The sequence below is a fragment of the Isoptericola sp. NPDC019571 genome, assembly GCF_044389385.1.
In the GTDB taxonomy this organism is placed as follows: Bacteria; Actinomycetota; Actinomycetes; order Actinomycetales; family Cellulomonadaceae; genus Isoptericola; species Isoptericola nanjingensis.
On the sequence record NZ_JBIRXZ010000003.1, the window covers coordinates 256,033 to 279,533 of the forward strand.

Sequence of the window (23,501 nt, forward strand, 5' to 3'; positions counted from 1 at the left end):
TCACGCGCGCAGGTGCACGCCCAGCCCGCGGCCGCCGGGCGCCACCGCGTCGCGCAGCTCCCCGTGCCCGTCGTAGTCCCCGCCGTCCTGGCGCCGGTAGGGCACGAGAGGCCCGTCCGGCAGCGCGAGCAGCCGGCGGCGCAGGCCGTCCGAGGCCGCGGCGAAGCCGGCGTCGTCCAGGCGGCTCGCGCCGGGCACGAGCACCGGCTCGGCCACCTGCATGCCCGTGTACCAGAACGTGCCGTGCAGCAGCGGGAACAGCACCTCCGCGAGGTCGCCGTGCAGGCCGCGCGGGCCGAGCCCGGTGCCCGCCCCGACGGTGACCACGGCGAGCGCGCGGCGGCCGGCCAGCCCGCCGTCGCCGTACCGGCGGGTGCGGCCGGCGCGGTCGCGCACGTTGTACGCGTAGCCCTGCACCAGCACCCGGTCGAGCCAGCCCTTGAGGATCGCGGGCGTGCCGTGCCACCACAGGGGGAACTGCACGACGACGGTGTCGGCCCGGGCGAGCTTGTCGTGCTCGGCCCGGATGTCGGGCGCGAGCGTGCCGCCGCGCAGCGCGCGCTCCGAGGCGCCCGCAACGTCGAGCCGGTCGCCGTCGCCCACGGCGTCGCCGAAGTCGGCGGCCGTCACCACGGGGTTCCAGCCCATCGCGTACAGGTCGGACTCGACCACCTCGTGCCCGGCCCCGCGCAGCGCGCGGACCCCCTCGTCCCGCAGCCGCGCCGTGAGCGACCGCGGTTCCGGATGGGCCAGCACCCACAGCACCCGCATCGGACCGTCCTTCCCGTCGGGGTCGGGCGCCGGTCGGCCGCCCGTCCCTCCAGGGTGCCGGGCAGGCCACCGGGCGACCAGTGGCCGGGAGGCCATGATGTGCAAGGATCAGGCCATGCCTGCCCGACGGACGCGCGCACCCCGCCGGCACCTCGTCGCGGTGCTGGTGCGCGACGGCGTGATGCCGCTCGAGCTCGGCGCGGTGCACCAGCTCTTCGGCGTCGCGCGCGACGCCGGCGGCGAGCGGCTCTACGACGTGCGCACGTGCGCGGCTGCACGGGGACCCGTGCGGACCGACGCGGACTTCACGATCGACGTCCCGCACGGCCCGGACGTGCTCGCGCTCGCCGACACCGTCGTCGTGCCGGCGTCGCACGCGCTGGACGACGTCGACGAGGGCGACGGCGTCACCCCCGACCTGCTGGCGACCGTCCGCCCGGACGCGCGGGTCGCGTCCATCTGCACCGGGGCGTTCGCGCTCGCACGCGCCGGGCTGCTCGACGGGCGACGCGCGACGACGCACTGGCTGTCGGCGGACCGGTTCCGGCAGGCGTTCCCGAGGGTGGACCTGCACCCGGACGTGCTGTTCACCGAGGACGGCCGCGTCTTCACGTCGGCCGGCGAGGCGGCCGGGATCGACCTGTGCCTGCACCTGATCCGCTCCGACCACGGCGCGTCGGTCGCGAACGACGTCGCGCGGCGCACCGTCGTGCCGCCCTTCCGCGACGGCGGCCAGGCGCAGTACGTGGACGCCCCCGTGCCCGAGCCGGCAGGCGACCACACCGGCCCTGCGCGGTCGTGGGCGCTCGAGCACCTCGACGAGCCGCTCTCGCTGGACGACCTCGCCCGGCACGCGTCGATGAGCACGCGGACCTTCACGCGCCGGTTCCGCCGGGAGGTCGGCGTCTCGCCCGGGGCGTGGCTGCTGCAGCAGCGCCTGCTGCGCGCGCGCGACCTGCTGGAACGCACCGATCTCGCCGTGGACGCCGTCGCGCGCCAGGCCGGGTTCGGCACCGGGGCGTCGCTGCGCCAGCACTTCGCGCGGGCGCTGGGCGTCTCGCCCGCCGCCTACCGCGCGACCTTCGGCCCCGGCCCGCGACATCAGAACGTCACGAAGGTCGTCCCGCGAGTTGCTTGACGGGGCGGGCCTCGGGCACCTACATCTGGTTGATGGAGGTCTTCGAGAAGTGGGAATCCGAGATCCGGGGGTACAGCCGCACGTACCCCACGGTGTTCGCCTCGGCGTCGAACGCGCGGCAGGTGGACGAGGCCGGCCGTAGCTACGTCGACTTCTTCGCCGGCGCGGGCGTGCTGAACTTCGGGCACAACAACCCGCGCATGAAACGCGCGATGATCGAGTTCCTCGAGGCCGACGGCGTCGCGCACAGCCTCGACATGGCGACCACCACGAAACGCGACTTCATCACGAAGTTCGTCTCCACGGTGCTGGAGCCGCGCGGCATGACGATGAGGCTGCAGTTCATGGGCCCCACCGGCAGCAACGCCGTCGAGGCGGCGCTCAAGCTCGCCCGCAAGGTCACCGGGCGGCGCGAGGTGGTCGCCTTCACGCACGGGTTCCACGGCATGACCCTCGGGTCGCTCGCGCTCACGGGCAACGACGTCTTCCGCCGGGCCGCCGGAGTGCCCCTGGAGAACGTGCACCGGCTGCCCTTCGAGACCGCTCCCGGGGGCGGTCTCGCGTCGCTCGAGGCCTACCGGGCGCAGCTCGCCGACGTGTCGAGCGGGCTGCTGCCCCCGGCGGCGTTCGTCGTCGAGACGATCCAGGCCGAGGGCGGCGTCAACGTGGCGAGCGCTGAGTGGCTGCACGCCGTGCAGCGCCTCGCCCGCGACGTCGGGGCGCTGTTCGTCATCGACGAGATCCAGGTGGGCTGCGGCCGCACCGGCAGCTACTTCAGCTTCGACGGCATGGGGCTCGACCCCGACGTCGTGTGCCTCGCCAAGGGGATCGGCGGCTACGGGACGCCCCTGGCGATGAACCTCAACCGGCCCGAGCTGGACGCGCACTGGGCGCCGGGGGAGCACACCGGCACCTTCCGCGGCCAGGGCCTGTCGTTCGTGGCCGGGCGCGAGGCGCTGACGTACTTCGACGACGACGAGCTCATGACCCAGGTGCACGCCAAGGCCGAGCGGATGGTGTCGGTGCTGGACGGGCTCGCCGCCGCGGCCTCCGACCGCGGGTTCACCGTGCGCGGCCGCGGCATGATCCAGGGCCTCGACGTCGTCGACGGCGCGTTCGCCAAGGCGGTCGCGGCCGAGTGCTTCGCCCGGGGGCTGCTCATCGGCCCGTGCGGCAGCGGCGGCCGCGTGCTCAAGCTCATCCCGCCCCTGACCATCTCCGACGACGACCTCGACGAGGGCCTGGAGATCCTCGCGGGGGCGGTGCGCGACACCCTCTAGCGCCCCGCCCGGGGGCGTGCGACAGCAGCTGAAGGAGGCCGGCATGCGGCAGCGCGACGACATGACGTTCCCGTTCGAGGAGTACGCGAGGCGCCTCGGCGATCTGCGCCGCCGCATGGCGGAGCGGATGCTGGACGCGGTGGTCATCACCGACCCCGAGAACCTCATGTACCTCACGGACTACCAGACCACGGGGTACTCCTTCTTCCAGGCGCTGGTCGTGCCGCTCGAGGACGAGCCGTTCATGATCACGCGCGCCATGGAGGAGTCGAACGTGCACGCCCGCACGTGGGTGGAGCTGACCCGCCCCTATCCGGACACGGGCGACGCCATCCAGAGCCTGGTGCAGTCTCTGCGCGAGTTCGGCCTCGACACGAAGGACGTCGGGTACGAGCGCAACAGCTACTACTTCCCGGCCTACCACCAGGACTACATCCACAACTCGTTCACCGACGGCCGCCTGCTCGACTGCTTCGGCATCGTGGAGGAGGGGCGCGTGACCAAGTCGGACGCCGAGATCGCCGTCATGCGGCGGGCCGCGCGCGCCACGGAGGTCGGGATGGCGGCGGGCATCGAGGCGGTCGCCGCGGGGGTGACGGAGAACGAGATCGCGGCCGAGATCGCGTCGGCGATGTTCCGCTCGGGCGGGGAGTTCCCGGCCGTGATGCCGTACGTCACCTCCGGGCCGCGCAGCATGATCGGGCACGCGACCTGGGAGGGTCGCACCGTGCAGCCCGGGGAGCACGTCTTCCTCGAGGTCGGCGGCTGCTTCCGGCGGTACCACACGGCGATGATGCGGACCGTGGTGCTCGACGACCTGTCGCGCAGCATGCTGGTGGCGCAGGAGCGGATGAAGCTGGCGCTCGCGGAGGTCAAGGCGGCCATCCGGCCCGGGCTCACCGTGTCCGACGCCGACAACATCGTGCGGAACATCATCTCGGACAACGGCGTCGGCGCACGGCTGGTGACCCGGTCGGGTTACTCGATCGGCATCGCGTTCCCGCCCAGCTGGGACGAGGGCTACATCGTCAGCCTCAACCAGGGGGACCCGCGCGTGCTCCGGGAGGGGATGACGTTCCACATCATCCCGTGGATGTGGGGCGTCGACGGCGACAAGACCGTCGGCATCTCCGACACGGTCCGGGTGACGGCCGACGGGTGCGAGTCGTTCTTCACCCTGGCCGAGGACTTCACCTGCAAGCCCGAGCACGCCGCGGGGAGGGCGGAGGCCGAGCCCCTCGCGCTCGTGCAGGACACGACCACGGACGCCACCGAGGAGGAGACCGCATGATGCTGATCGCGACCGACCCGAGCACGGGCGAGGTGGTCCGCGAGGTCCCGGCGGCGACGCCGGGCGAGGTGGACACCACCCTGGCGGCCGCCGAGGCGGCACGGTCCGCGTGGCGGGACCGGGGGCTCGACGGGCGCGCCGAGGTGCTGCACGCGGTGGCGGCGGACCTGCGCGCGCGGGCCGACGAGCTGGCGCCCCTCATGACGCAGGAGATGGGCAAGCCGATCTCCGAGGCGCTCGGCGAGGTGGAGAAGGCGGCCTGGTGCGCGGAGCACTACGCCGAGCACGCGGCGGCGTACCTGGCGACCGAGGACATCGCCTCCGACGCGACGCGCAGCTACGTGCAGCACCTGCCGCTCGGCACGGTGCTCGGCGTGCTGCCGTGGAACGCGCCGTTCTGGCTGGCCCTGCGCTTCGCGGCGCCCGCCCTCATGGCGGGCAACACGGCCGTGCTCAAGCACGACCCGCACGTGCCGGGCTGCGCGGAGGCGATCGGCGACGTGTTCGCTCGGGCGCTGTCGGCGTCGGGCGCGCCGCAGGGCGTGTTCCTCAACCTGCCGCTGGAGACCGCGGACGTCGCCGGCGTCATCCGCGACCGGCGCGTGCAGGCGGTGTCGTTCACCGGGTCGTCGCGCGGGGGGTCGGCCGTGGCGAGCGTCGCGGCCGCCGAGATCAAGCCCGCCGTGCTGGAGCTGGGCGGCTCCGACCCGTGCGTGGTCCTCGCCGACGCCGACCTGGACGCCGCGGCCGACACCATCGCCCTGTCGCGCATCATCAACGCGGGCCAGTCGTGCATCGCCGCGAAGCGGATCATCGTCGAGGACGCCGTGCACGACGCGCTGGTCGACCGGCTCCGGGACCGGCTCGCCGCGCTGAAGGTGGGCGACCCGCGCGACCCCGCCACGCAGGTGGGGCCGATCGCCCGCGCGGACCTGCGCGAGAACCTGCACCGCCAGGTCACGCAGACGGTGCAGGCGGGGGCGCGGCTGCTGCTCGGCGGCGAGCTGCCCGACGGCCCCGGCTGGTTCTACCCGCCCACCCTCCTCGACGACGTCACCGACGACATGACCGCCGCCTGCGAGGAGACCTTCGGCCCCGTGATGGCGGTGCTGCGGGCGCGCGACGCCGACGCGGCGCTCACGGCCGCCAACGCCACCGATTACGGCCTGGCGGCGAGCGTCTGGACCACGCCGGAGCGCGGCGAGGCGATGGCCCGCCACATCGCGGCCGGTCAGGTCTCGGTGAACGGCATCGTCAAGACCGACCCCCGGCTGCCCAGCGGCGGGGTGAAGCGCTCCGGGTACGGGCGCGAGCTCGGCCCGCACGGCATCAAGGAATTCGTCAACGTGCAGCAGGTGTGGGTCGGCCCGCGCCAGGGCTGAGCCCGGCGCGGGCCGACCGTGCGGGGACGGTCGTCAGTCCACCGTGGCGAAGCTGGGGTGCGGCGGCTGGTTGTACGCCGTGTTCTGCCACGCGACGGCCAGCCGGTACTGCCGGTCCTCCATGAGGGACGGGTGCGCGATGGCGGTCGGGATATCCGTGGAGTAGATCCGCAGCGCGCTGGAGTCGGTCGTGCGGAAGATGACCTCCTCGCGCCAGTCGCCGAGGATGTCGGCCTGGAGCGCCGGCGTCGCCTTGGTGCCGTTGTTCGAGGCGACCCCCTCGCCCGTGAGGAGGCGGGTGTCGCCGCTGGCGCCGTACTTGTCGATGTGGGTGTCGTCCAGCAGCTCGCGCTGCCCGTCGCCGTCCCACCAGATCACGAAGTTGGTGGAGCCTGGCTTGCGGCCGACCTCCGAGCCGTCCGTCGCGCTGCGCAGGCCGGAGACCTTGGACGACCAGACCTCGGCGCCGGGGTTGTCCGCGGTGATGTCCGCGGCCACTCCGCGCCCGTTGTCGGACCCGGCGGCGGGGGCGCTGGAGAGGATCCTGCCGGTGGCGGCGTCGGCCACCCAGTGGGCCGGGTCGGTGCCCGACTCCGACGGCTTGAACACCTCCAGCCCGGGGTTCGAGGGCACCAGGTCGCTCACGTGGTACGCGTCGCCGTGGTGGGTGCCGTTCTGCCACAGCCCGTTCCCGTTGTCGTCGATCGCCATCGACCCGTAGAGGATCTCGTCGCGGCCGTCGTCGTCCACGTCCGCGATCGACAGCTGATGGTTTCCGCGGCCCGTCCAGTCGGGCCCGTTGGTCGACGAGCTCGAGTCGAACGTCCAGCGGCGGGTGAGCGCCCCGTCGCGGAAGTCCCACGCGGAGACGGCCGTCCTGGCGTAGTAGCCGCGCCCCATGACGATGCTCGGCCGGGACCCGTCGAGGTACGCCGTGCCCGCGAGGAAGCGGTCCACCCGGTTGCCGTACGTGTCGCCCCAGTCGCCGACGTTGCCGCGGGCGGGGCGGAAGTCGACGGTGTCGAGCTCGGCGCCGTCGATGCCCCGGAAGACCGAGAGGAACTCGGGCCCGCTGAGCACGTAGCCGCTGGAGCTGCGGTGGTCGGCGTCGCCGTCCCCGATCACCTGGCCGGTGCCCGAGACGGTGCCGTCGCCGGTCTTCACGGCGACCTCCGCGGCGCCGTCGCCGTCGTAGTCGTACACCTGGAACTGCGTGTAGTGCGCCCCGGCGCGGATGTTGCGGCCGAGGTCGACGCGCCACAGCCGCTCGCCGTCGAGCTCGTAGGCGTCGAGGTAGACGTTGCCCGTGACGCCGGACTGCGAGTTGTCCTTGGCGTTGCTCGGGTCCCACTTCAGGACGATCTCGTACTCGCCGTCGCCGTCGAGGTCGCCCACCGACGCGTCGTTCGCGGAGTAGGTGTAGCCGCTGCCGGCGGGCGGCACGTCCAGCGGGACGTCGAGCGAGCTCGCCTCGGCGCCCGCGACGGGCGCGAGCGTCAGGGACTCGCCGGCGACCTGCCCGGCGGCTCCCTCGGCGGAGGGGTCGTCGGACCGTGCGGCCGCGGCACGCGCGGCCCCGTCCCCGACGGCGAGGACGGCGTAGCGGGCGTCGGCGGGCGCGCCGCGGTCGAGGAACGACGTCGCGCCGGTCACGGCGGGCCCGGGCACCCGGACGCCGTCGCGGTAGACATGGAACGCGGCGTCGCCGCCGTCGGACGCCAGGAGGCGCCAGCTCACGCGGTTGCCGTCGGCGGTGGGTGTGCTGATCACCGCCCGGCCGCCGGGCGACGCGTCCGCGGCGGACGTCGGCACCGCGGGGGCAGGCGGGTCGCCGGCGGCGCCGGCGGCGCCGGCGGCGACGGCGGGGGAGGCGAGGGCGAGCGCGCAGAGCGCGCCCACGGCGGTGGCGAGCGTGGTGGTGGCTGCGGTCGTGCGGAGTGTCGGCAGCATCGTTGCTCCGTTCCGGTTGAGACGATTCACACCGTTCGGGACCGAGGCTGCCAGAAACCGGTTGCTCGCGTCACCCCCAGGTCTCACGACGTGGGACGCGCGGGAGGGCGGGCGCTCAGGGCTTGGGGATGCTGGTCACCGTCGTGAGGAGGAAGACCGAGTCCTCCAGCGCGCTGACGGCGTGCCGCTCGTGGGTCAGCACGCGCAGCTGCCCGGCGTGGACCTCGTCGTTCCCGTCGAGCGCGGTCACCCGCACGCGCCCGTGCAGCACCAGGACCGAGGCCGCGGGCGGCGAGTTGTGCTCGCCCAGCTCGATCCCCTCGACCAGCGCCAGGATCGTCTGCCGCAGCGGGCCGTCGTGCACGACGATCTCCGCGCTGCGACCGTTCTCGGCGGCGCGGGCCTTGTCGATGTGGGTCGTCGTGAGGGCGTCCAGGTCGGCCATCAGGGGCTCCGTCCGTCGGTCGGCACGCGGGTCCGCGTCGTCGCGGGCCAGCCGCCCTCACCGTACCCGCGGTCGCCGCGCGTCGGGGGCGTGGCGCGTCAGGCGGCGCCGTCGATCATCCCCAGCCGGGCGAACGCCTCCGCGACGCCGCCTCGCGCGGGCCCGGGCACCACGAAGTCCGCCTCGGCGAGGACGGCAGGCGGCGCGCCCTCGACCGCCACGGCGGTGCCCGCGTACTGGAGCATCTCGACGTCGTTGTGCCCGTCGCCGACGCCGACCGCCTGCGCGGCGGTGAGCCCCAGGTGCTCCATCACGGCCGCCATCCCGACCGCCTTGTGCACCCCGGCCAGGTGGATCTCCCCGGCGTTGTCGCCCGTGTCCGCGTAGGACGAGGGGAGGATGCCGACCTCGGGGCCGAGCTCGGTACGCAGCGCCGCGATCGGCACGCGCGAGTCGAAGTAGCTGATCTTGGCGTACCGGACGCCCGCGAGGTCGCCGGGCATCCGCAGCACGTCGAGGATCTCGTGGGGTGCCGCGTCCCCGCGGACCGCGAGCCGGGCGTCGAGGCCGACCGGCCCGTACACCGCGTCGGGGGTCTCCAGCAGGTACGCGACGTCGTGGGCGTCGAGCACGTGGCGCACGCGCGTCGCGAGGTCGTCGGGGAAGCGGAGGTCGGCCACGACCTCGCCGTCGAGCCGGACGAACGCGCCCGCCGCCGCCACGACGCCGTCGAAGCCCGCCGCCAGGAGCGACGGCGGCAGCATCGACTCCGGGCGGCCCGTGCACAGCAGCACCCGGTGGCCGGCGCGCCGCGCGGCGCGGACGGCCTCCTCGTGCGCGGGCGGCACCGCGCCGTGGTCCGCGTAGGTGCCGTCCACGTCCAGGAACGCCACGCGCGCCCCGTCACTCATCGAACCCGACACGGGCGCAGTCCTCCAGGTCTTCGGCGTCGTCGTGGGCACCGTCGAGCCTAACCGCGCCGTCGGTGTCCCGTGGTTGGCTGCCCACGTGACGACGAGCACCCCGCGCGCCGAGACCTGGTCCATGATCCGTGCCGAGCGCGAGGCGCTCGCGGACGAGCTCAGGGAGCTCGACGACGCGGCGTGGGCCGGGCCTTCCCTGTGCGGGGACTGGACCGTGGAGGACGTCGTCGCGCATCTCACGGCGGGCGCGAGCACCGGCCGGTGGGCGTGGCTGCGCAGCATCGTCGGGGCGCGGTTCGACGCCGACCTGCACAATGCGCGGCGCCTGGCGGAGCACCGCGGCGCGACGCCCGTCGAAACGCTCGAGCGCTTCCGCGCCGTCGCGACCAGCACGGTCGCGCCGAGCGGGCACACGGCCGCGTGGCTGGGCGAGGTCGTCGTGCACGGGCAGGACGTCCGCACGCCGCTCGGCATCCCGCGCGTGCCGCCGGTCGCCGCGACCACCGAGGTGGCGCGCTTCTTCGCCGCGCGCGACTTCACGGTCCCCGGCCGGAGCGTCGCGCGCGGCCTGCGCCTCGAGGCGACCGACGGCCCGTTCGCGCACGGCGACGGCCCCGTGGTGCGCGGCAGCACCCTCGCGCTCGTCATGGTGCTGGCGGGCCGGAGGGTGTTCTGCGACGCGCTGGCGGGTGAGGGGCTGGCGCGGGTGCGCGAACGGGTCTAGGCGCCCTGGGCCTCGGCGCCGGCCCCGGCGTAGAGGGCGGCGAACTCGGCGGACGGCGGGATCGGGGTGACGACGTCGACGAGCACGCCGTCGGGCCCGGCCACGATGAAGTGCCGCTGGCCGAACTCCTCGTCGCGCAGCGGCAGCAGCACGTCATGCGCGCCCTCGGCGAGGACGCGGGCGTGCACGGCGTCGACGTCGTCCACCTCGGCAGTGACGAGGACGCCGGCCGCGCGGGCGCCGCGGGCGGGCTCGGGGATCGTCTCGTGGTCCGCGTCGACGACGGCGAGCTCCGCCGTGCCGGAGCGCAGGCTGACGTACCAGTCCGAGGAGAACGTCGGCGTCATGCCGAGCAGGTCGGCGTAGAAGCGCGCGGCTCCCGGGACGTCCGAGACGGCGAGGACGGGGTACAGGCTGGTGATCATGACGACTCCCGAAGGGTTTACGTACGGCATGTACGTATCTATACATTCACGGTGTCGGTAACCTGTCAACCATGCCGAGGAGAACGAGGGCGGAGAGCGAGGCGACGGCGGCCGCGATCCTCGCCGCCGCACGCGGGCTGTACGCGGAGCGGGGGTACGCCGCCGTGGCGGTCGAGGAGGTCGCCGCGGCGTGCGGCGTGACGCGGGGCGCCGTGTACCACCACTACGGCAGCCGCGCCGGGCTGTTCGCCGCCGTGCACGCAGACGTGACCGCGACGGTCGGCGCGGAGATCGAGCGCGCGACCGACGGCCTCGGTGACCTGTGGGAGAGCCTCGAGGCGGGCTGCCGCGCCTTCCTGTCGGCGGTCGTCGCCGACGACGCCCGGCAGGTCGTGCTCGTCGACGGGCCGGCCGTGCTCGGCTGGGCGCGCTGGCGCGAGGACGACGCCGCGAGCTCGGGGCGGTTGCTCGACGAGGTGCTCGGCGAGCTCGCGGACGCCGGACGGGTGCGCGCCGCCGACGTGCCCGCCACGTCCGCCCTGCTGTCCGGAGCCATGAACGAGGCGGCCCTCTGGGTGGCCGCCTCGCCCGACCGCGACCGCGCGCTCGACCAGGCGTGGGCCGTGCTGCGCCGCCTGCTGCGCGGGATCGAGGCCTGAGCCCGGTGGGCCTGCCGGGTTCGGGGGCCCGTCAGGTGACCGCGCCGAGCTGCCAGGGCACGAACTCGTCGGCGCCCAGGTCGAGCTCCTCCGAGACGGTCTGCTCCCCGGACGCGACGGCGAGGATCTTCTCGAACAGCTCCTCGCCCACCTCCTCGACGCTCAGCCCGGTCTCGACGATCCGGCCGGCGTCGAGGTCCATGTCCTCGCTCATGCGGCGGTAGGTGTCGGAGTTCGTCGCGACCTTGATCGACGGCGACGGCTTGCAGCCCAGGACGGAGCCCCGCCCGGTCGTGAAGACGACGACGTTCGCGCCGCCCGCGACGATGCCCGTCACGGACACCGGGTCGTAGCCGGGCGTGTCCATGAAGGTCATGCCGCGCTCGGTGACGGGCTCGGCGTACTCGTGGACGGCGACGAGGTCGGCGGCGCCCGCCTTGGCGACGGCGCCGAGCGACTTCTCGAGGATGGTCGTGAGACCGCCGGCCTTGTTGCCGGGGGACGGGTTGTTGTCGAGCGTGCCGCCGCCGGCCGCCGCGTAGCCCTGCCACCAGTCGAGCCGGTCGAGCAGGCGCTGGCCCACCTCCCGCGACACGGCTCGGCGCAGCAGCAGGTGCTCGGCGCCGAACACCTCGGGCGTCTCGGCGAGGATCGACGTGCCGCCCTGCGCGACGAGCAGGTCGGAGGCGTGGCCGAGCGCGGGGTTGGCCGTGATCCCCGAGAACCCGTCGGAGCCGCCGCAGTTGAGGCCCAGCACGAGCTCGGACGCGGGGGCCTCCTCGCGTCGCAGCGCGTCGATCGCGGGCAGCATCTCGGTGACGGCGGCGACGCCCGCGCGCACGGTGGCGCGGATGCCGCCGGTGTCCTGGATGGTGAGCGTGCGCACGGGCAGGTCGTCGCGCAGCTCCAGGCCGTCGAGCACGGAGGCGGCGGGCAGCATCTCGCAGCCGAGCCCGACGACGAGCAGCCCGGCCATGTTCGCGTGGGACGCGTACCCGCGCAGCGTGCGCAGGGTGACCTGCGCGCCTTCCGACGTCGGGACCAGGCCGCAGCCGGTGTCGTGCGTGAGCGCGACGACGCCGTCGACGTGGGGGTAGGCGTCGAGCACCGGGCCGCGGAACTGGTCCGCGATCATCCGGGCGGTGGACGCCGAGCAGTTCACGGACGTGAGGATGCCGACGTAGTTGCGGGTGCCCCAGCGGCCGTCCGAGCGGCGGTAGCCCTGGAACGTGCGGCGCGTCGTGGGCTCGGGGAGCGTGGTGCGCGCGGTGCCGAACTCGTACTCGCGCGCGCCGTCGTCCATGCCCAGGTTGTGCGTGTGCACGTGGTCGCCCGGCGCGACGTCCCTCGTCGCGCGGCCGATGGACTGCCCGTACTTGCGCACCTCCGTGCCGGCCGCCACGGGGCGGACGGCGAGCTTGTGCCCCCGGGGCAGGGTGGAGCGGGTGGTCGCCTCGGTGCCGTCGGGCAGGCGCACGGTGGTGCCTGCGGGCACCTGGCGCGTCGTGACGGCGACGTCGTCGGCCGGCCGCAGCAGCAGCGCGACGTCGGCGAGGTCGACGACGTCCGGCAGCGGCGGATCGGCCGGCGCGCCCGGCGTGGGGGTCGCCGCGAGCGGCAGCAGCGGGTGGTGCGGGGCGGTGCTCATCGGATCGCGACCTCGGGATCGGTGGAGAGGGGACGGGAGTCGGTGACGGCGGGGGCGGGAGACGCCGGCGCGGTGGACGCGCGCACGACGAGCTCGACGGACAGTCGGCGGTGCTCGGGCTCGGGGGAGCCGCCGGCCAGCAGGTCGACGGCGACCCGTCCGGCCCGGGCCAGCGGGACGGCGACGGTGGTCAGGGCGGGAGTCACGAGCGACGCGGCGGCGACGTCGTCGAACCCGACGACGGACACGTCGGCGGGCGTGGCGACCCCGCGCGCGTGCAGCCGGGCCAGGACGCCGAGGGCGACGAGGTCGTTGAAGCACAGCACCGCCGTGGCGCCGGCGGCGAGCGCGAGGTCCGCGGCCTGGACGCCGCCCCCGTGCGTCGGCCGGAAGCTGCCGAGGTCCAGCACGGCGTCGCCGGTCGTGCCCGTCGAGAGCCTGGCCAGCGCCGTCCGCCGCTCGGCGTCCGACCACGAGGAGCGCGGGCCGCCGGCATAGGCGACGACGTCGTGCCCCAGGGCGCGCAGGTGGTCGAGCGCCTGGCGCACCCCGTCGGCGATGTCGAAGGAGACCGACGGCGCGTCGGGCGCCTCGCGGTTGACCAGCGCGACCGGGCCGTCCGCGGCCGCCAGCAGCGGCCCGAGCCGGTCGGCGGGCAGGCGTGGCGAGCAGAGCACGAGCCCGTCGACCCGGTCGCCGAGCCGGGTGATGACGTCGGGCTCGACGGTGACGTCCTCGTCGGTGTCGGCGACGAGGACCTCGCGACCCGTCTCCCGGGCCCGCGCCTGCACGCCCTTGGCGACAGCCGCGAAGAACGGGTTGGCGAGGTCGGGCACGACCAGGCCGACCGTGCCCGTGCTGCCGGTGGTCAGCGCGCGGGCTGCGGGGTGGGGCCGGTAGCCGAGCGACTCCGCGGCCCGGGCCACCTGGGCGCGGTTGGCCGCCGACACGTGCGGCGCGTCGCTCATCGCGCGCGACGCGGTGGCGAGCGAGACGCCCGCCGCGCGAGCGACGTCGCGGAGCGTGACCACGCGGGCCTCCCGGGGCTGCGTCGGGGTGGACGATCGACTGGAACCGGTTCCAGCGTGTTCCACACCCTACCCGCCGCCCGGGCTGTCGGGAACCCCGAGCTCAGGCGGGCTCGTCGTCGAGCCAGCGGAACCACGCGTCGGGCACGTCCTCGTCCAGCCGCCGTACCTCGTGGCTCCCGAGGACGCCCGCGGTGAGGAGACCGGTCGCGACGAGCCGGGCGACGGCTCCCGCGCCGGGCGGGTTGAAGTGCGTGTCGTCGCGGCGCCCGTCGTCGGCGTGGAAGAAGAGGTGCAGCGTGCGCTCCGGCCCGAGGTCGTGCCACAGCGCGAGCGAGTCGCGCTGGACGTCCACGAGCGGCACGTCCTCGCGCGCGGCGAGGGCGCGCATCGCGTCGGGGTACTCGCCGTGGGCGGGCACGGCCCGGCCCGCGTCGTCGAACCGGCGTCGTTCGACCGACGTCGCGAGCACCGGCCGCGCGCCGGCGGCGCGCGCGACGTCGACGAACCGGGCGAGGTGCTCGGTGTACGACGTCCACGGCTCGGTGTACCGCTCGGGGTCCTCGACCTTCGCGTCGTTGTGGCCGAACTGGATCACCAGGACGTCGCCCGCCCGCAGGTCGCGGGCCACGGCGTCGAGCCGGCCCTGGGCGACGAAGCTGCGCGAGCTGCGGCCGTTGCGCGCGTGGTTGGCGACGGCGACGGCGTCGTCGAGGTAGTACGGCAGGGCCATGCCCCAGCCGGTCTCGGGCGCGGCGGCGCGGCTCTTCGGGCCGGCGGTGGAGTCGCCGGCGAGATGGACGGTGCGGGTCATGCGGGTCCTTTCGGAGGGAGCGGACGGCCGGAACCGGGCAAGCGCTTGCCGATCACCCTAGCGGGGGTGCGACACGACGAGATCGCGTGCATCCGCGCACGTCCAGGGCGTAGCGTCGGCGCCGAGCGACCGACACGTGCCACGCACCACCGGAGTATGCGAGGAGTCAGCGATGCCCCGTCCGCCGTTCCCGGGCCCCGTGCTCGACCTGCTGCGCCGTCCCCAGCCCGCCGTGATCGGCGTCGTCCGCCCGGACGGCAGCCCCGTCACCGCGGCGACGTGGTACCTGCTCGAGGAGGACGGCGCGGGCGGCTGGCACGTGCTGGTGAACCTCGACGCGACGCGCAAGCGGGTGCAGCACCTGCGCGCGAACCCGCACGTCAGCCTCACCGTGCTGGACGACGACTGGTACACGCACGCCACCCTGCTCGGCCGCGTCACCGCGTGGCGCGACGACGTCGACCTCGCCGACACCGACCGCATCGCGCGCCACTACACCGGCGACGCGTACGGCGTGCGGGACCGCGCGCGCGTGACCGCCGTGGTCGAGGTCGACCGCTGGACGGCGTGGGGCAGCCTGCGCAGCTCGCTCGGCACCCCGAACGACACGGTCCGCTGAGGGAGGCGGCCGTGCGCATCGGAGCCCCCCGCACCGCCGGGGCGGACCCGCGCCTCGTCGCCGTCACCCCGGACGCGGTGCGGCGCCTCGTCGACCTCGGGCACGACGTCGTCGTGGAGCCCGGGGTCGGGGACGGCGCACGCCTGCCCGCGCACGACTACGTGGCGGCGGGGGCCCGTGTCGCGGACCGCGCCGACGTGTGGGCGGCCGACGTCGTGGTCACGCTGCACGCGCCGGGCCTCGCCGAGCTCGACCTGATGCGGCCGGGCGCGACGCTCGTCGCGCAGCTCGCCCCGCCGACGAGCCCCGACCTGCTGGCTGCGCTCGCCGCCCGCGGCGTGACGGCGCTGGCCCTCGACGCGGTGCCGCGCATCTCGCGCGCGCAGGCCCTGGACGTCCTGTCGGCGCTGTCCAACGTGGCCGGCTACCGCGCGGTGGTCGAGGCGGCCGAGGAGTTCGGCGGCATGTTCACCGGTCAGGTGACGGCCGCGGGCAGCACCCCGCCCGCGCGGGTGTTCGTCATCGGCGCCGGCGTGGCCGGCCTGGCCGCGATCGGCACCGCGGTGAGCCTCGGCGCCGAGGTGCACGCGTTCGACGTGCGGCCCGAGGCGGCCGAGCAGATCGAGTCGCTCGGCGCGCGCGTCGTGCGGGCCGACGACGCCGTCCAGCAGGTCAGCGCCGACGGGTACGCGAGCGCGCAGAGCGCCGACCAGGAGGCCGCGGCCCTGCGCGCGTACGCGGAGCAGTCCGCGCGGGCGGACGTCGTCGTCACGACCGCCCTCGTGCGCGGCGCGGCGCCCACCACGATCACCCGCGCGATGCTGGACGCGATGCGACCCGGCTCGGTGGTCGTGGACCTCGCCGCGCCCGGTGGCGGCAACTGCGAGGCCACGGTGCCGGGGGAGCGGGTGGTCACCGGCCGCGGGGTCGTCGTGCTCGGCTACACGGACCTGGCCGCGCGGCTGCCGCAGCACAGCTCGCGGCTGCTCGGCACGGTGGTCGTGAACCTGATCACGCTGCTCACGCCGGGGAAGGACGGCCGGGTGGTGCTCGACCTCGACGACCCGGTGGTCCGCGGCATGACGGTGACCCACGAGGGCGCGGTGACGTGGCCGCCCCCGCCCGTCGCGGTGTCCGCGGCGCCGCCACCGGCCCCGGCGCCCCCGCCGCCCGAGGCTGCTGCCGCCGACCCCGGGGCCGAGCGCCGTCGCCGCGGGATGCGCCGCACGGTGCTGGGCGCGCTCGGTGCCGTGGCCGCCGGCCTGCTGATCGCCGCCTCGCCGCCGGACGCCGTCGGGCACTACACGGTGTTCGCGCTCGCGGTGGTGGTGGGCTTCTACGTGATCTCGAACGTCACGCACGCGCTGCACACGCCGCTCATGGCCCAGACCAACGCCATCAGCGGCATCATCATGGTCGGCGCGCTGCTGCAGATCGGCGACCCGTCGCCGCTCGTCACGACGCTCGCCGTCGTGGCCGCCGCGCTCGCGGGCGTCAACGTGTTCGGCGGGTTCCTCGTGACCCGCAGGATGCTGGGCATGTTCCGTCGTGAGACCCCGGGCGGGGAGGCGTCATGACGGTGACGTCGGTCGCGCAGGCCGCGTACGTGATCGCGGGGCTGCTGTTCGTGCTGTCCTTGGCGGGGCTGTCCGCGCAGGAGTCCGCACGGCGCGGCACGGTGCTCGGGATGCTCGGCATGGGGCTGGCGATCGCCGCGACGATCGCGCTGGCGCTCGACCGGTCGCAGCGCCCGTGGCCCGTGACGGCGGGGCTGATCCTGCTGGTGCTGGTCGTGGGCGCGGCGGTGGGGTCGTGGCGGGCGCGGCGCGTCGAGATGACGCAGATGCCGGAGCTCATCGCCCTGCTGCACTCGTTCGTGGGGCTCTCGGCGGTGCTGGTGGGCTACGGCTCGTTCCTCGCGGAGCCGGTGGGTGCCGCGGCGGCGGGCGGCGACACCGTGCACCGCGTCGAGGTGTTCCTCGGCGTGCTCATCGGCGCGGTGACGTTCACGGGCTCGGTCGTGGCGTTCGGAAAGCTCTCCGGGCGGCTGCCCTCGGCGCCGCTCACGCTGCCCGGCCGGCACGCGCTCAACCTGCTGGCGCTCGTCGCGTCCGCCGGCCTGCTGGCCTGGTTCGTCACCGCGGAGGACGTCGGGGCCGCGGTCCTGCCGCTGCTGCTCATGACGCTCGTCGCGCTGGCGCTCGGCTGGCACCTCGTCGCCGCGATCGGCGGCGGGGACATGCCGGTCGTCGTGTCGATGCTCAACTCGTACTCCGGCTGGGCCGCGGCGGCGGCGGGCTTCACGCTCGGCAACGACCTGCTCATCATCACGGGTGCCCTGGTCGGGGCGTCCGGCGCGATCCTCAGCTACCTCATGTGCCAGGCGATGAACCGGTCGTTCTGGTCCGTCGTGCTCGGCGGCTTCGGCGCGGGGGCGACCGGTGGCCCCGGCGGCGGCACGCAGGAGGCGGGGGAGGTGCGCGAGACGTCGCCGGACGAGGTGGCGGGACTGCTCACCGCGGCGCGCTCGGTCGTCGTCGTGCCCGGGTACGGCATGGCGGTGGCGAAGGCGCAGCACCCGGTGGCGGACCTCGCCGAGCGGCTGCGGGCGCGCGGCGTGACCGTGCGGTTCGGCGTGCACCCCGTGGCGGGGCGGCTGCCGGGCCACATGAACGTGCTGCTGGCCGAGGCGCGCGTGCCCTACGACCTGGTGCTCGAGATGGACGAGGTCAACCCCGACCTGCCCGGCACCGACGTCGTGCTCGTCATCGGCGCGAACGACACGGTGAACCCGGCGGCGCAGGACGACCCGTCGTCACCCATCGCGGGCATGCCCGTCATCGAGGCGTGGAAGGCGCGCGACGTCGTGGTGTTCAAGCGGTCTCTCGCCACCGGCTACGCGGGCGTGCAGAACCCGCTGTTCTTCCGCGAGAACACACGGATGCTCTTCGGCGACGCCAGGGAGCAGGTGGACAAGATCGTCCAGGCTCTCTGACGCCGCCGAGGAGGGTCGAGCTCAGAAGCGGGAGTCCGCCTGCGACTCGTAGACCGCGGCGTCCAGGACGCCGTCGGCGTGCAGGTACGACGGCGAGTCGGGGACCGGCGTCGCGTCGATCGTGCTGGCGTCGGCGGGCACGCCGTCCAGGCTGGGCATGACCGAGGCGAGCTCGGGACGCCACTTGGTGAACCGGAACGGGAAGCACCGCTCGAGCAGGTCGACCATCGCGGAGGCCGCGGTCGAGGCGCCCGGCGAGGCGCCCAGCAGGCCGGCGATGGAGCCTTCGGCTCCCGTGACGATCTCGGTGCCGAACTGCAGCACGCCCTTGCCGTCGGCGTCGCGCTTGATGACCTGCACGCGCTGCCCGGCCGTCAGCTTCTCCCAGTCCTTGGGGTGGGCGGTCGGCATGAACTGCTGCAGCGCCTGGAACTTGGTCTCGGGCGCGGCCATGAGCTGGCCGACGAGGTACTGCGTGAGGTCGAGGTTCTTGAGGCCTGCACCGAGCATCGACGTGACGTTGTTGGCGCGCAGCGACGTGATCAGGCCTAGGTACTTGCCCTTCTTGAGGTACTTGGGGCTGAAGCCGGCGTAGGGGCCGAACATGAGATACGTCTTGCCGTCGACCACGCGGGTGTCGAGGTGCGGCACGGACATCGGCGGGGCGCCGACGTCGGCCTTGCCGTACACCTTGGCCTGGTGCTGGGCGACGAGCTCCGGGTTGTCGGTGCGCAGGAACTCGCCCGAGATCGGGAAACCGCCGAAGCCCTTGATCTCGGGGATGCCGGCCGACTGGAGCAGGGGGAGCGCGCCACCGCCGGCGCCGACGAAGACGAACTTCGCGGTGACGGTGCTGGTGCGGTTCCGCGCGTTCCACGAGCGGTCCTTGACGCGCAGGCGCCAGCGGCCGTCCTTGGTGCGCTTGAGGCTCTTGACCTCGTGCTGCAGCTTGAGCTCGGCCCCGTTCGCGACGAGCCCGTCCACGAGCTGGCGCGTGAGGTTGCCGAAGTCGACGTCGGTGCCCGACGTCGCGCGGGTCGCGGCGATCGGCTCGTCGGCGTCGCGCTCGATGGTCAGGAGCGGCGCCCAGCGGCCGACGGTCGCGCGGTCGGTGCTGTACTCGAGGTCGCGGAAGAGGGGGTGCACGCGCAGGGTCTCGTACCGGCGGCGCAGGTAGTCCACGTTCTTCTCGCCGCGCACGAACGTCATGTGCGGGGTGTTGCTGAGGAACGAGTCGTCCTTGAGGCGGCCGGTGGCGAGCAGGTGCTGCCAGAGCTCGCGAGAGATCTCGAACTGCTCGTTGATCGCCACCGCCTTGGTGATGTCGATCGAGCCGTCCTTGCGCTCGGGCGTGTAGTTGAGCTCGCAGAGCGCGGCGTGCCCGGTGCCCGCGTTGTTCCACGGGTTCGAGGACTCCTGCGCCACGTCGTCCAGGCGCTCGTAGATCCGGATGGACCACGACGGCTCGAGCTGCTGGAGCAGCGTGCCGAGCGTGGCGCTCATGATTCCGCCGCCGATGAGGACGACGTCGACGTCGGCCCCTGTGGGGGCCCCAGCAGTCGTAGCACTCGAAGTCACCGGCTCACCATACGCCGCGCGTGAAAACTGTCACAAAGAATGAGAGCAACCTCACACGGGCCCCTGACCTGCAGTGACGTGGGTCACACCGACCGCTGGGCGCCGCCGCAGGTCAGGGCTTCGGCGCCGCCGACGACGGCCACGGGCCGAGCGCGGGCCGCGGCACGGCGACGCCGTCCCGGAGCGCCGAGACGGGCCGCTCGGGCGTGCGCCCGGCGAGCCATGCGGCGACGTCGCGCGCGTCACCGACGAGCTCGAGCCCACCGCCGTCCGCCGGGAGCCGCACCGCGAGGAACTCCCGCAGGTGCGCGCAGAACGCGTCGTCCCACGTGTCGTACCCGAGGGCGCGGGCGCCGAGGCCGACGGTCGCGTCGACGGAGTGGATGCGCGCCTCGCGCCACCAGGCGAGCAGGGCGTCAGTCAGCACCCCGTCGCGGTAGGCGACCCGCGCGGACCAGAGGGCGTCGCCCGGCGCGGGCCATGCCGCGGCGAGACGGGCGCGCGAGGCCTCGAGCGCCGCCGCGTGCTCGGTCGCCGTGCGGCCCGCGCCCGCCTCGATGGCGGCGTCGCGGCCGGCCTGTCCGCCGTCGTAGGGCGCGATCTTCTCGCCGCGCGCGGCGTGCTCCGCCTGCCGGGCGAGCGCGGCGCCGACGTTCGCCACGTGCGAGAGCACGTGCCCACGGCTCCACCCGTCCAGGGGCGACGGGTCGGCGCCCGCGCCCTCGGGCAGGGTGCGGACGACGTCGATCAGGGCGGCGAGCGCGGCGTCCGCGTCGGCCAGGGCGTGCGCGCGGGCGGTGTCAGGGGTCGTCACGGCCACAACAGCTCCTTGGTCCAGGTGGGGTCGTTCTCCGTCGTGCTCGGGTCGGTGCGGTAGCGGAGGCGGGACTGGCCCTTGTCGTCGCTCGCCGCCCAGAACTCCACGGTGGCGGGGGCCAGCACCCAGGCGGTCCAGGCGGGGGCGACGACGGCCGGGTCCTCGCGGGTGTCCCCGAGGCGGCGGGCGAAGGCGTCCCAGTACTCCTGGCGGGAGCCCAGCGGCTCGCTCTGGTGGCCGACGAGCCCGGCCGCGCGCGAGCCGTCCGGGCGGGCGTGGAAGTCCGCCGCTCCTGCCTCGGGGCCGGCGGAGGCGGCGTGTCCGGTGACGCGGACCTGCCGGCCGAGCTCGCGCCAGAACACCGTGAGCGCCGCGTGCGCGTTCTCGGCCAGGTCGCGGCCCTTGGGGCTGGTCGCATGGCCGGCGAACCACCAGCCGTCGGCGGTGACGTCCTTGATCACGAGGGTGCGCGCGTGCACGTGGCCCTCGGCGTCCGCCGTCGACAGGGTCGCCGCGTGCGGGGCGCCGACACCCGCGGCGAGCGCGTCGTCGAACCACTGCGCGAAGAGCTCCTGCGGCGTGGCGGGGGCGGTGGCGAGGTCGTCCAGGTCGACGCCGAACGGCGGCAGCCCGGGCGGGAAGGTCGGCAGGGCGCGCAGGCGCTCGCGGAAGGTCACATGGTCTCCTGGGTGGGGTCGGTGCGCCGGTCGTCGGGAAGGTCGGTCAGGAGCGTCACGAAGCCGCGCACGGCGGCCTGCATCGCGTCGGGGGCGCCGGTGGCGCGGGCGAGCACGTAGCCCCCCTGCACGATCGCGACGGCGGCGTGCGCGCGGTCGCGGGCGGCGTCGTCGGGCAGGCCCGCCTCGCGCAGGGTCGTGGCGACGACGTCGAGCAGGCGGACGAAGTAGGCGGTGACGACGTCGCGCAGGCCGTCGTCGTCCATGACGGCCTGGTCGCTGGTGAGACGGCCGACCTTGCAGCCGGCCAGGGCGTCGCGGGGGCGCTCGACGTAGGCGACGACGCGGTCGAGGGCCGGCGCCGTGCCCTCCAGGTCGCGGCGCGCCGCGGTGAGCGCGCTCTCGACGGTGGCGCCGACGGCGGCTGCGGCGAGGTCGTGCTTCGTCGGGAAGTGGTGGTACAGGCTGCCCTGCCCCACGCCGCTGGCTGCCAGGACCTGGCGGGGGCTGGTGGCGCCCACGCCCTGGGCGGCGAACATCTCCTGCGCGGCGGCGACGAGGCGGTCGCGCGCATCGGTCGACGTGCTCATGCGGATACCATACCTACCTCTAGGTATGGCGGCTAGTCCTCGCGCGCCCGCGCCGGGAGACGGCGCGCACGAGGGCGACGCCCGCCGCCCCGCCGACGGCGGCGCCCACCGCGGACCAGAGCAGGACCGTCGGGGAGAAGGCGGGGTCGAGCACCGGGGCGAGGGCGGGCCACCGCTCGGCGAGCGCCCCGGGCAGCGGGGTCAGCCGCAGCAGCTCGACCGCCGCGCAGAGACCGAACCCGGTCAGGCCCGCCGCGAGCGGGTGCATCCCGGGGCGGACGACCAGGACGAGCACGGCGACGAGAGCCGCGGCCAGCACGTCGCCGAGCGCGTCGCCGACCGGGTCCGGGAGCCGGTGCTCGGCCAGCCGCCCGACGCGCGCGACGACGACCGCCAGCAGGAGCAGCGCGAGCCGGGGTGTGAGCGCGCGGGCCACGGTGGCGGAGGAGGGATCGCGGCCGGGCACGGCAGAGCGCCTCAGAAGTAGTCGCGCACGTGCACCTGGCGACCGCCCCACAGGGCGTCCCAGAGGGCGTCGTGCGCGTCGGGTCCCGAGACGCCGCCCGCGAGCCGGGCGTTCGCCGTCGACTGCGCGCCCGCCCACGTCGCGGCCAGCCCGGCGGACGTGAACGTCAGGCGGTCGCCGGCGGTCGCGGCGTCGTCGGGCGAGACGCGCACCGCGCCGTCGGCCGCCTCGAGGGTCCACTCGCCCTCGAGGTCCGGCGTCCGCGGGTCGACGACGGCGAACGGGACGCGGGCCGTCACCGGGGCCACGCGGGAGGCGCCGAGCGCGCCGGGCACGTCGAGCAGGCGCAGCATGTACGGGCGCGGCGCGGAGGTGGCCGCGTGGTCGGGCAGCACGAGACGCGACACGTCGACCCCCGACCAGCCGCCCGACGTGCAGACCTGCACCCCGCCCGCGACCGACGCGAACGAGGCGAGCACACGCCACAGGACGCGTGCAGCGTCGGGGACGAGCGCGACGAGGTCGTCGACCTCGATGGTGTTGGTGCGGTCGTAGCCCTGACCGCGCGACCAGCTCGCGAAGCCCAGCACCTCCTCGTCCGCCCCCGCGCCGCGCACCGCGAGGCTGACGCCGGTGTACTCGGCGTCGGGCCCGACCATCTCGTCGGCCTCCATGGTGAACGGCGTCTCGCCGCGCGAGAGCGGCCCGTTCTGCGCGGACGCCCACTGCTCGTACACCCGCCGGACGGCGGGGACGTCGGCGGCGGTGGCGCGCCGGGCACGCACGCCCTCGGCGGGCCGGGGCACGGCCGCGAGCGCCGCCATCGGGATCTGCACGTCCTCGAAGGCGCCGACCACCTCGTAGCCCAGCCCGCGGTAGATGCCCGCCGACGACGGGTAGAGCGTCGAGACGACGTCGCCGAGCGCGCGGGCCTCGGCGAGCGCGGCCTCCATCAGCGGGCGGAGCAGCCCGGAGCCCCGGTGCTCCGCGGCGACGGTGACGCCCGCGAAGCCTGCGGTGGGCAGCCGGGCGCCGTGGAACCACGACGTGAACGACCGGACGCCCAGCCCGGCGACGACCTCTCCCGCGTCCGTCGCGACCCAGGGCCGGATGTTCGGCAGGGGCCAGGCCGCCGGGTCGGGGTCGGGTGCGGGCGTGGACGGCACGCCGAACGCCTCGGCGCCGAGGCGCCGCGAGGCGGGGACGTCGGTGATGGCGGTGCGCCGGAACTCTGGTCTCGCGTCGCTGCTCACGTCGGTGACGGTAGCGCGCCGCAGCGGG

At 74.9% G+C, this 23,501-nt stretch carries 22 protein-coding genes and 1 pseudogene; 9 read left to right on the plus strand and 14 right to left on the minus strand.

Annotated features, from left to right (window positions below; genetic code table 11):
• The gene (locus tag ACH443_RS06945; protein ID WP_429764041.1) at positions 1-771 is read right to left on the minus strand and encodes an NAD(P)H-dependent oxidoreductase; all 771 of its coding nucleotides are present in this window, start codon (positions 769-771) and stop codon (positions 1-3) included.
• 115 nt (positions 772-886) lie between these two features.
• On the opposite strand from ACH443_RS06945, the gene ACH443_RS06950 reads away from it, so the two are divergent.
• The 4 genes from ACH443_RS06950 to ACH443_RS06965 are packed head-to-tail and all read left to right on the plus strand — an operon-like array spanning position 887 to position 5,862.
• A complete protein-coding gene (locus ACH443_RS06950; RefSeq protein WP_430589867.1) occupies positions 887-1,909 on the plus strand; it encodes a GlxA family transcriptional regulator in 1,023 nt (340 codons plus the stop codon).
• A 32-nt stretch (positions 1,910-1,941) separates the two neighbouring features.
• Complete coding sequence (locus tag ACH443_RS06955) at positions 1,942-3,189, plus strand: aspartate aminotransferase family protein (protein ID WP_430589868.1); 1,248 nt, start codon at positions 1,942-1,944, stop codon at positions 3,187-3,189.
• Positions 3,190-3,232: 43 nt separating this feature from the next.
• Positions 3,233-4,480: an ectoine hydrolase gene (gene doeA / locus ACH443_RS06960; RefSeq protein ID WP_430557415.1), complete on the plus strand. Its 1,248-nt coding sequence runs from the start codon at positions 3,233-3,235 to the stop codon at positions 4,478-4,480.
• On the plus strand, positions 4,477-5,862 hold the full coding sequence (locus ACH443_RS06965) for an aldehyde dehydrogenase family protein (RefSeq protein WP_430589869.1): 1,386 nt from the start codon (positions 4,477-4,479) through the stop codon (positions 5,860-5,862). The genes doeA and ACH443_RS06965 overlap by 4 nt, the downstream gene beginning before the upstream one ends.
• A 33-nt stretch (positions 5,863-5,895) precedes the next feature.
• Here ACH443_RS06965 and ACH443_RS06970 read toward each other — a convergent pair whose 3' ends face one another.
• From ACH443_RS06970 to ACH443_RS06980, 3 genes are all read right to left on the minus strand, one after another.
• Positions 5,896-7,812: a rhamnogalacturonan lyase gene (locus tag ACH443_RS06970; RefSeq protein ID WP_430589870.1), complete on the minus strand. Its 1,917-nt coding sequence runs from the start codon at positions 7,810-7,812 to the stop codon at positions 5,896-5,898.
• Between the two features lie 115 nt (positions 7,813-7,927).
• Positions 7,928-8,257 (minus strand): cupin, encoded by a 330-nt coding sequence (locus tag ACH443_RS06975; RefSeq protein WP_430589871.1) that lies wholly within the window; start codon positions 8,255-8,257, stop codon positions 7,928-7,930.
• 98 nt (positions 8,258-8,355) lie between these two features.
• Positions 8,356-9,150 (minus strand): HAD hydrolase family protein, encoded by a 795-nt coding sequence (locus ACH443_RS06980; protein WP_430589872.1) that lies wholly within the window; start codon positions 9,148-9,150, stop codon positions 8,356-8,358.
• A 115-nt stretch (positions 9,151-9,265) separates the two neighbouring features.
• On the opposite strand from ACH443_RS06980, the gene ACH443_RS06985 reads away from it, so the two are divergent.
• Positions 9,266-9,904: a maleylpyruvate isomerase family mycothiol-dependent enzyme gene (locus tag ACH443_RS06985; RefSeq protein ID WP_430557419.1), complete on the plus strand. Its 639-nt coding sequence runs from the start codon at positions 9,266-9,268 to the stop codon at positions 9,902-9,904.
• Here ACH443_RS06985 and ACH443_RS06990 read toward each other — a convergent pair.
• Positions 9,901-10,329: a VOC family protein gene (locus ACH443_RS06990; protein ID WP_430589873.1), complete on the minus strand. Its 429-nt coding sequence runs from the start codon at positions 10,327-10,329 to the stop codon at positions 9,901-9,903. The genes ACH443_RS06985 and ACH443_RS06990 overlap by 4 nt on opposite strands.
• Positions 10,330-10,400: 71 nt before the next feature.
• Here ACH443_RS06990 and ACH443_RS06995 point away from each other — a divergent pair, with 71 nt between their 5' ends.
• Positions 10,401-10,988, plus strand: coding sequence for a TetR/AcrR family transcriptional regulator (locus tag ACH443_RS06995; RefSeq protein WP_430589874.1), 588 nt, complete (start codon positions 10,401-10,403; stop codon positions 10,986-10,988).
• 31 nt (positions 10,989-11,019) lie between these two features.
• Here ACH443_RS06995 and ACH443_RS07000 read toward each other — a convergent pair whose 3' ends face one another.
• The 3 genes from ACH443_RS07000 to ACH443_RS07010 form a co-directional block, all read right to left on the minus strand.
• Positions 11,020-12,636, minus strand: a complete 1,617-nt coding sequence (locus tag ACH443_RS07000; protein ID WP_429764052.1) for a UxaA family hydrolase — start codon at positions 12,634-12,636, stop codon at positions 11,020-11,022.
• On the minus strand, positions 12,633-13,667 hold the full coding sequence (locus ACH443_RS07005) for a LacI family DNA-binding transcriptional regulator (protein WP_430589875.1): 1,035 nt from the start codon (positions 13,665-13,667) through the stop codon (positions 12,633-12,635). The genes ACH443_RS07000 and ACH443_RS07005 overlap by 4 nt, the downstream gene beginning before the upstream one ends.
• 100 nt (positions 13,668-13,767) lie before the next feature.
• On the minus strand, positions 13,768-14,478 hold the full coding sequence (locus ACH443_RS07010) for a rhamnogalacturonan acetylesterase (RefSeq protein ID WP_430589876.1): 711 nt from the start codon (positions 14,476-14,478) through the stop codon (positions 13,768-13,770).
• Between the two features lie 172 nt (positions 14,479-14,650).
• On the opposite strand from ACH443_RS07010, the gene ACH443_RS07015 reads away from it, so the two are divergent.
• The 3 genes from ACH443_RS07015 to pntB are packed head-to-tail and all read left to right on the plus strand — an operon-like array spanning position 14,651 to position 18,092.
• Positions 14,651-15,097 (plus strand): pyridoxamine 5'-phosphate oxidase family protein, encoded by a 447-nt coding sequence (locus tag ACH443_RS07015; protein ID WP_430589877.1) that lies wholly within the window; start codon positions 14,651-14,653, stop codon positions 15,095-15,097.
• Positions 15,098-15,108: 11 nt separating this feature from the next.
• Positions 15,109-16,674 carry a Re/Si-specific NAD(P)(+) transhydrogenase subunit alpha gene (locus ACH443_RS07020; protein WP_430589878.1) on the plus strand — a complete coding sequence of 522 codons (1,566 nt, stop codon included), beginning with the start codon at positions 15,109-15,111 and terminating at the stop codon, positions 16,672-16,674.
• On the plus strand, positions 16,671-18,092 hold the full coding sequence (gene pntB / locus ACH443_RS07025; RefSeq protein ID WP_430589879.1) for a Re/Si-specific NAD(P)(+) transhydrogenase subunit beta: 1,422 nt from the start codon (positions 16,671-16,673) through the stop codon (positions 18,090-18,092). Before ACH443_RS07020 ends, pntB begins: the two co-directional genes overlap by 4 nt.
• Before the next feature lie 21 nt (positions 18,093-18,113).
• On the opposite strand, the pseudogene mqo reads toward pntB, so the two are convergent.
• The 6 genes and pseudogenes from mqo to eis all read right to left on the minus strand — a co-directional run.
• Positions 18,114-19,673: pseudogene (gene mqo / locus ACH443_RS07030) on the minus strand (malate dehydrogenase (quinone)); the annotation flags it as partial.
• Between the two features lie 109 nt (positions 19,674-19,782).
• On the minus strand, positions 19,783-20,484 hold the full coding sequence (locus tag ACH443_RS07035; RefSeq protein ID WP_430589880.1) for a maleylpyruvate isomerase family mycothiol-dependent enzyme: 702 nt from the start codon (positions 20,482-20,484) through the stop codon (positions 19,783-19,785).
• Complete coding sequence (locus ACH443_RS07040; RefSeq protein WP_430589881.1) at positions 20,481-21,164, minus strand: pyridoxal 5'-phosphate synthase; 684 nt, start codon at positions 21,162-21,164, stop codon at positions 20,481-20,483. Before ACH443_RS07040 ends, ACH443_RS07035 begins: the two co-directional genes overlap by 4 nt.
• On the minus strand, positions 21,161-21,754 hold the full coding sequence (locus tag ACH443_RS07045) for a TetR/AcrR family transcriptional regulator (RefSeq protein WP_430589882.1): 594 nt from the start codon (positions 21,752-21,754) through the stop codon (positions 21,161-21,163). The genes ACH443_RS07040 and ACH443_RS07045 overlap by 4 nt, the downstream gene beginning before the upstream one ends.
• Before the next feature lie 19 nt (positions 21,755-21,773).
• Positions 21,774-22,220, minus strand: a complete 447-nt coding sequence (locus ACH443_RS07050) for a DUF2809 domain-containing protein (RefSeq protein ID WP_430589883.1) — start codon at positions 22,218-22,220, stop codon at positions 21,774-21,776.
• 11 nt (positions 22,221-22,231) lie between these two features.
• Positions 22,232-23,473: an enhanced intracellular survival protein Eis gene (gene eis / locus ACH443_RS07055; RefSeq protein ID WP_430589884.1), complete on the minus strand. Its 1,242-nt coding sequence runs from the start codon at positions 23,471-23,473 to the stop codon at positions 22,232-22,234.
• Positions 23,474-23,501: the final 28 nt, after the last annotated feature.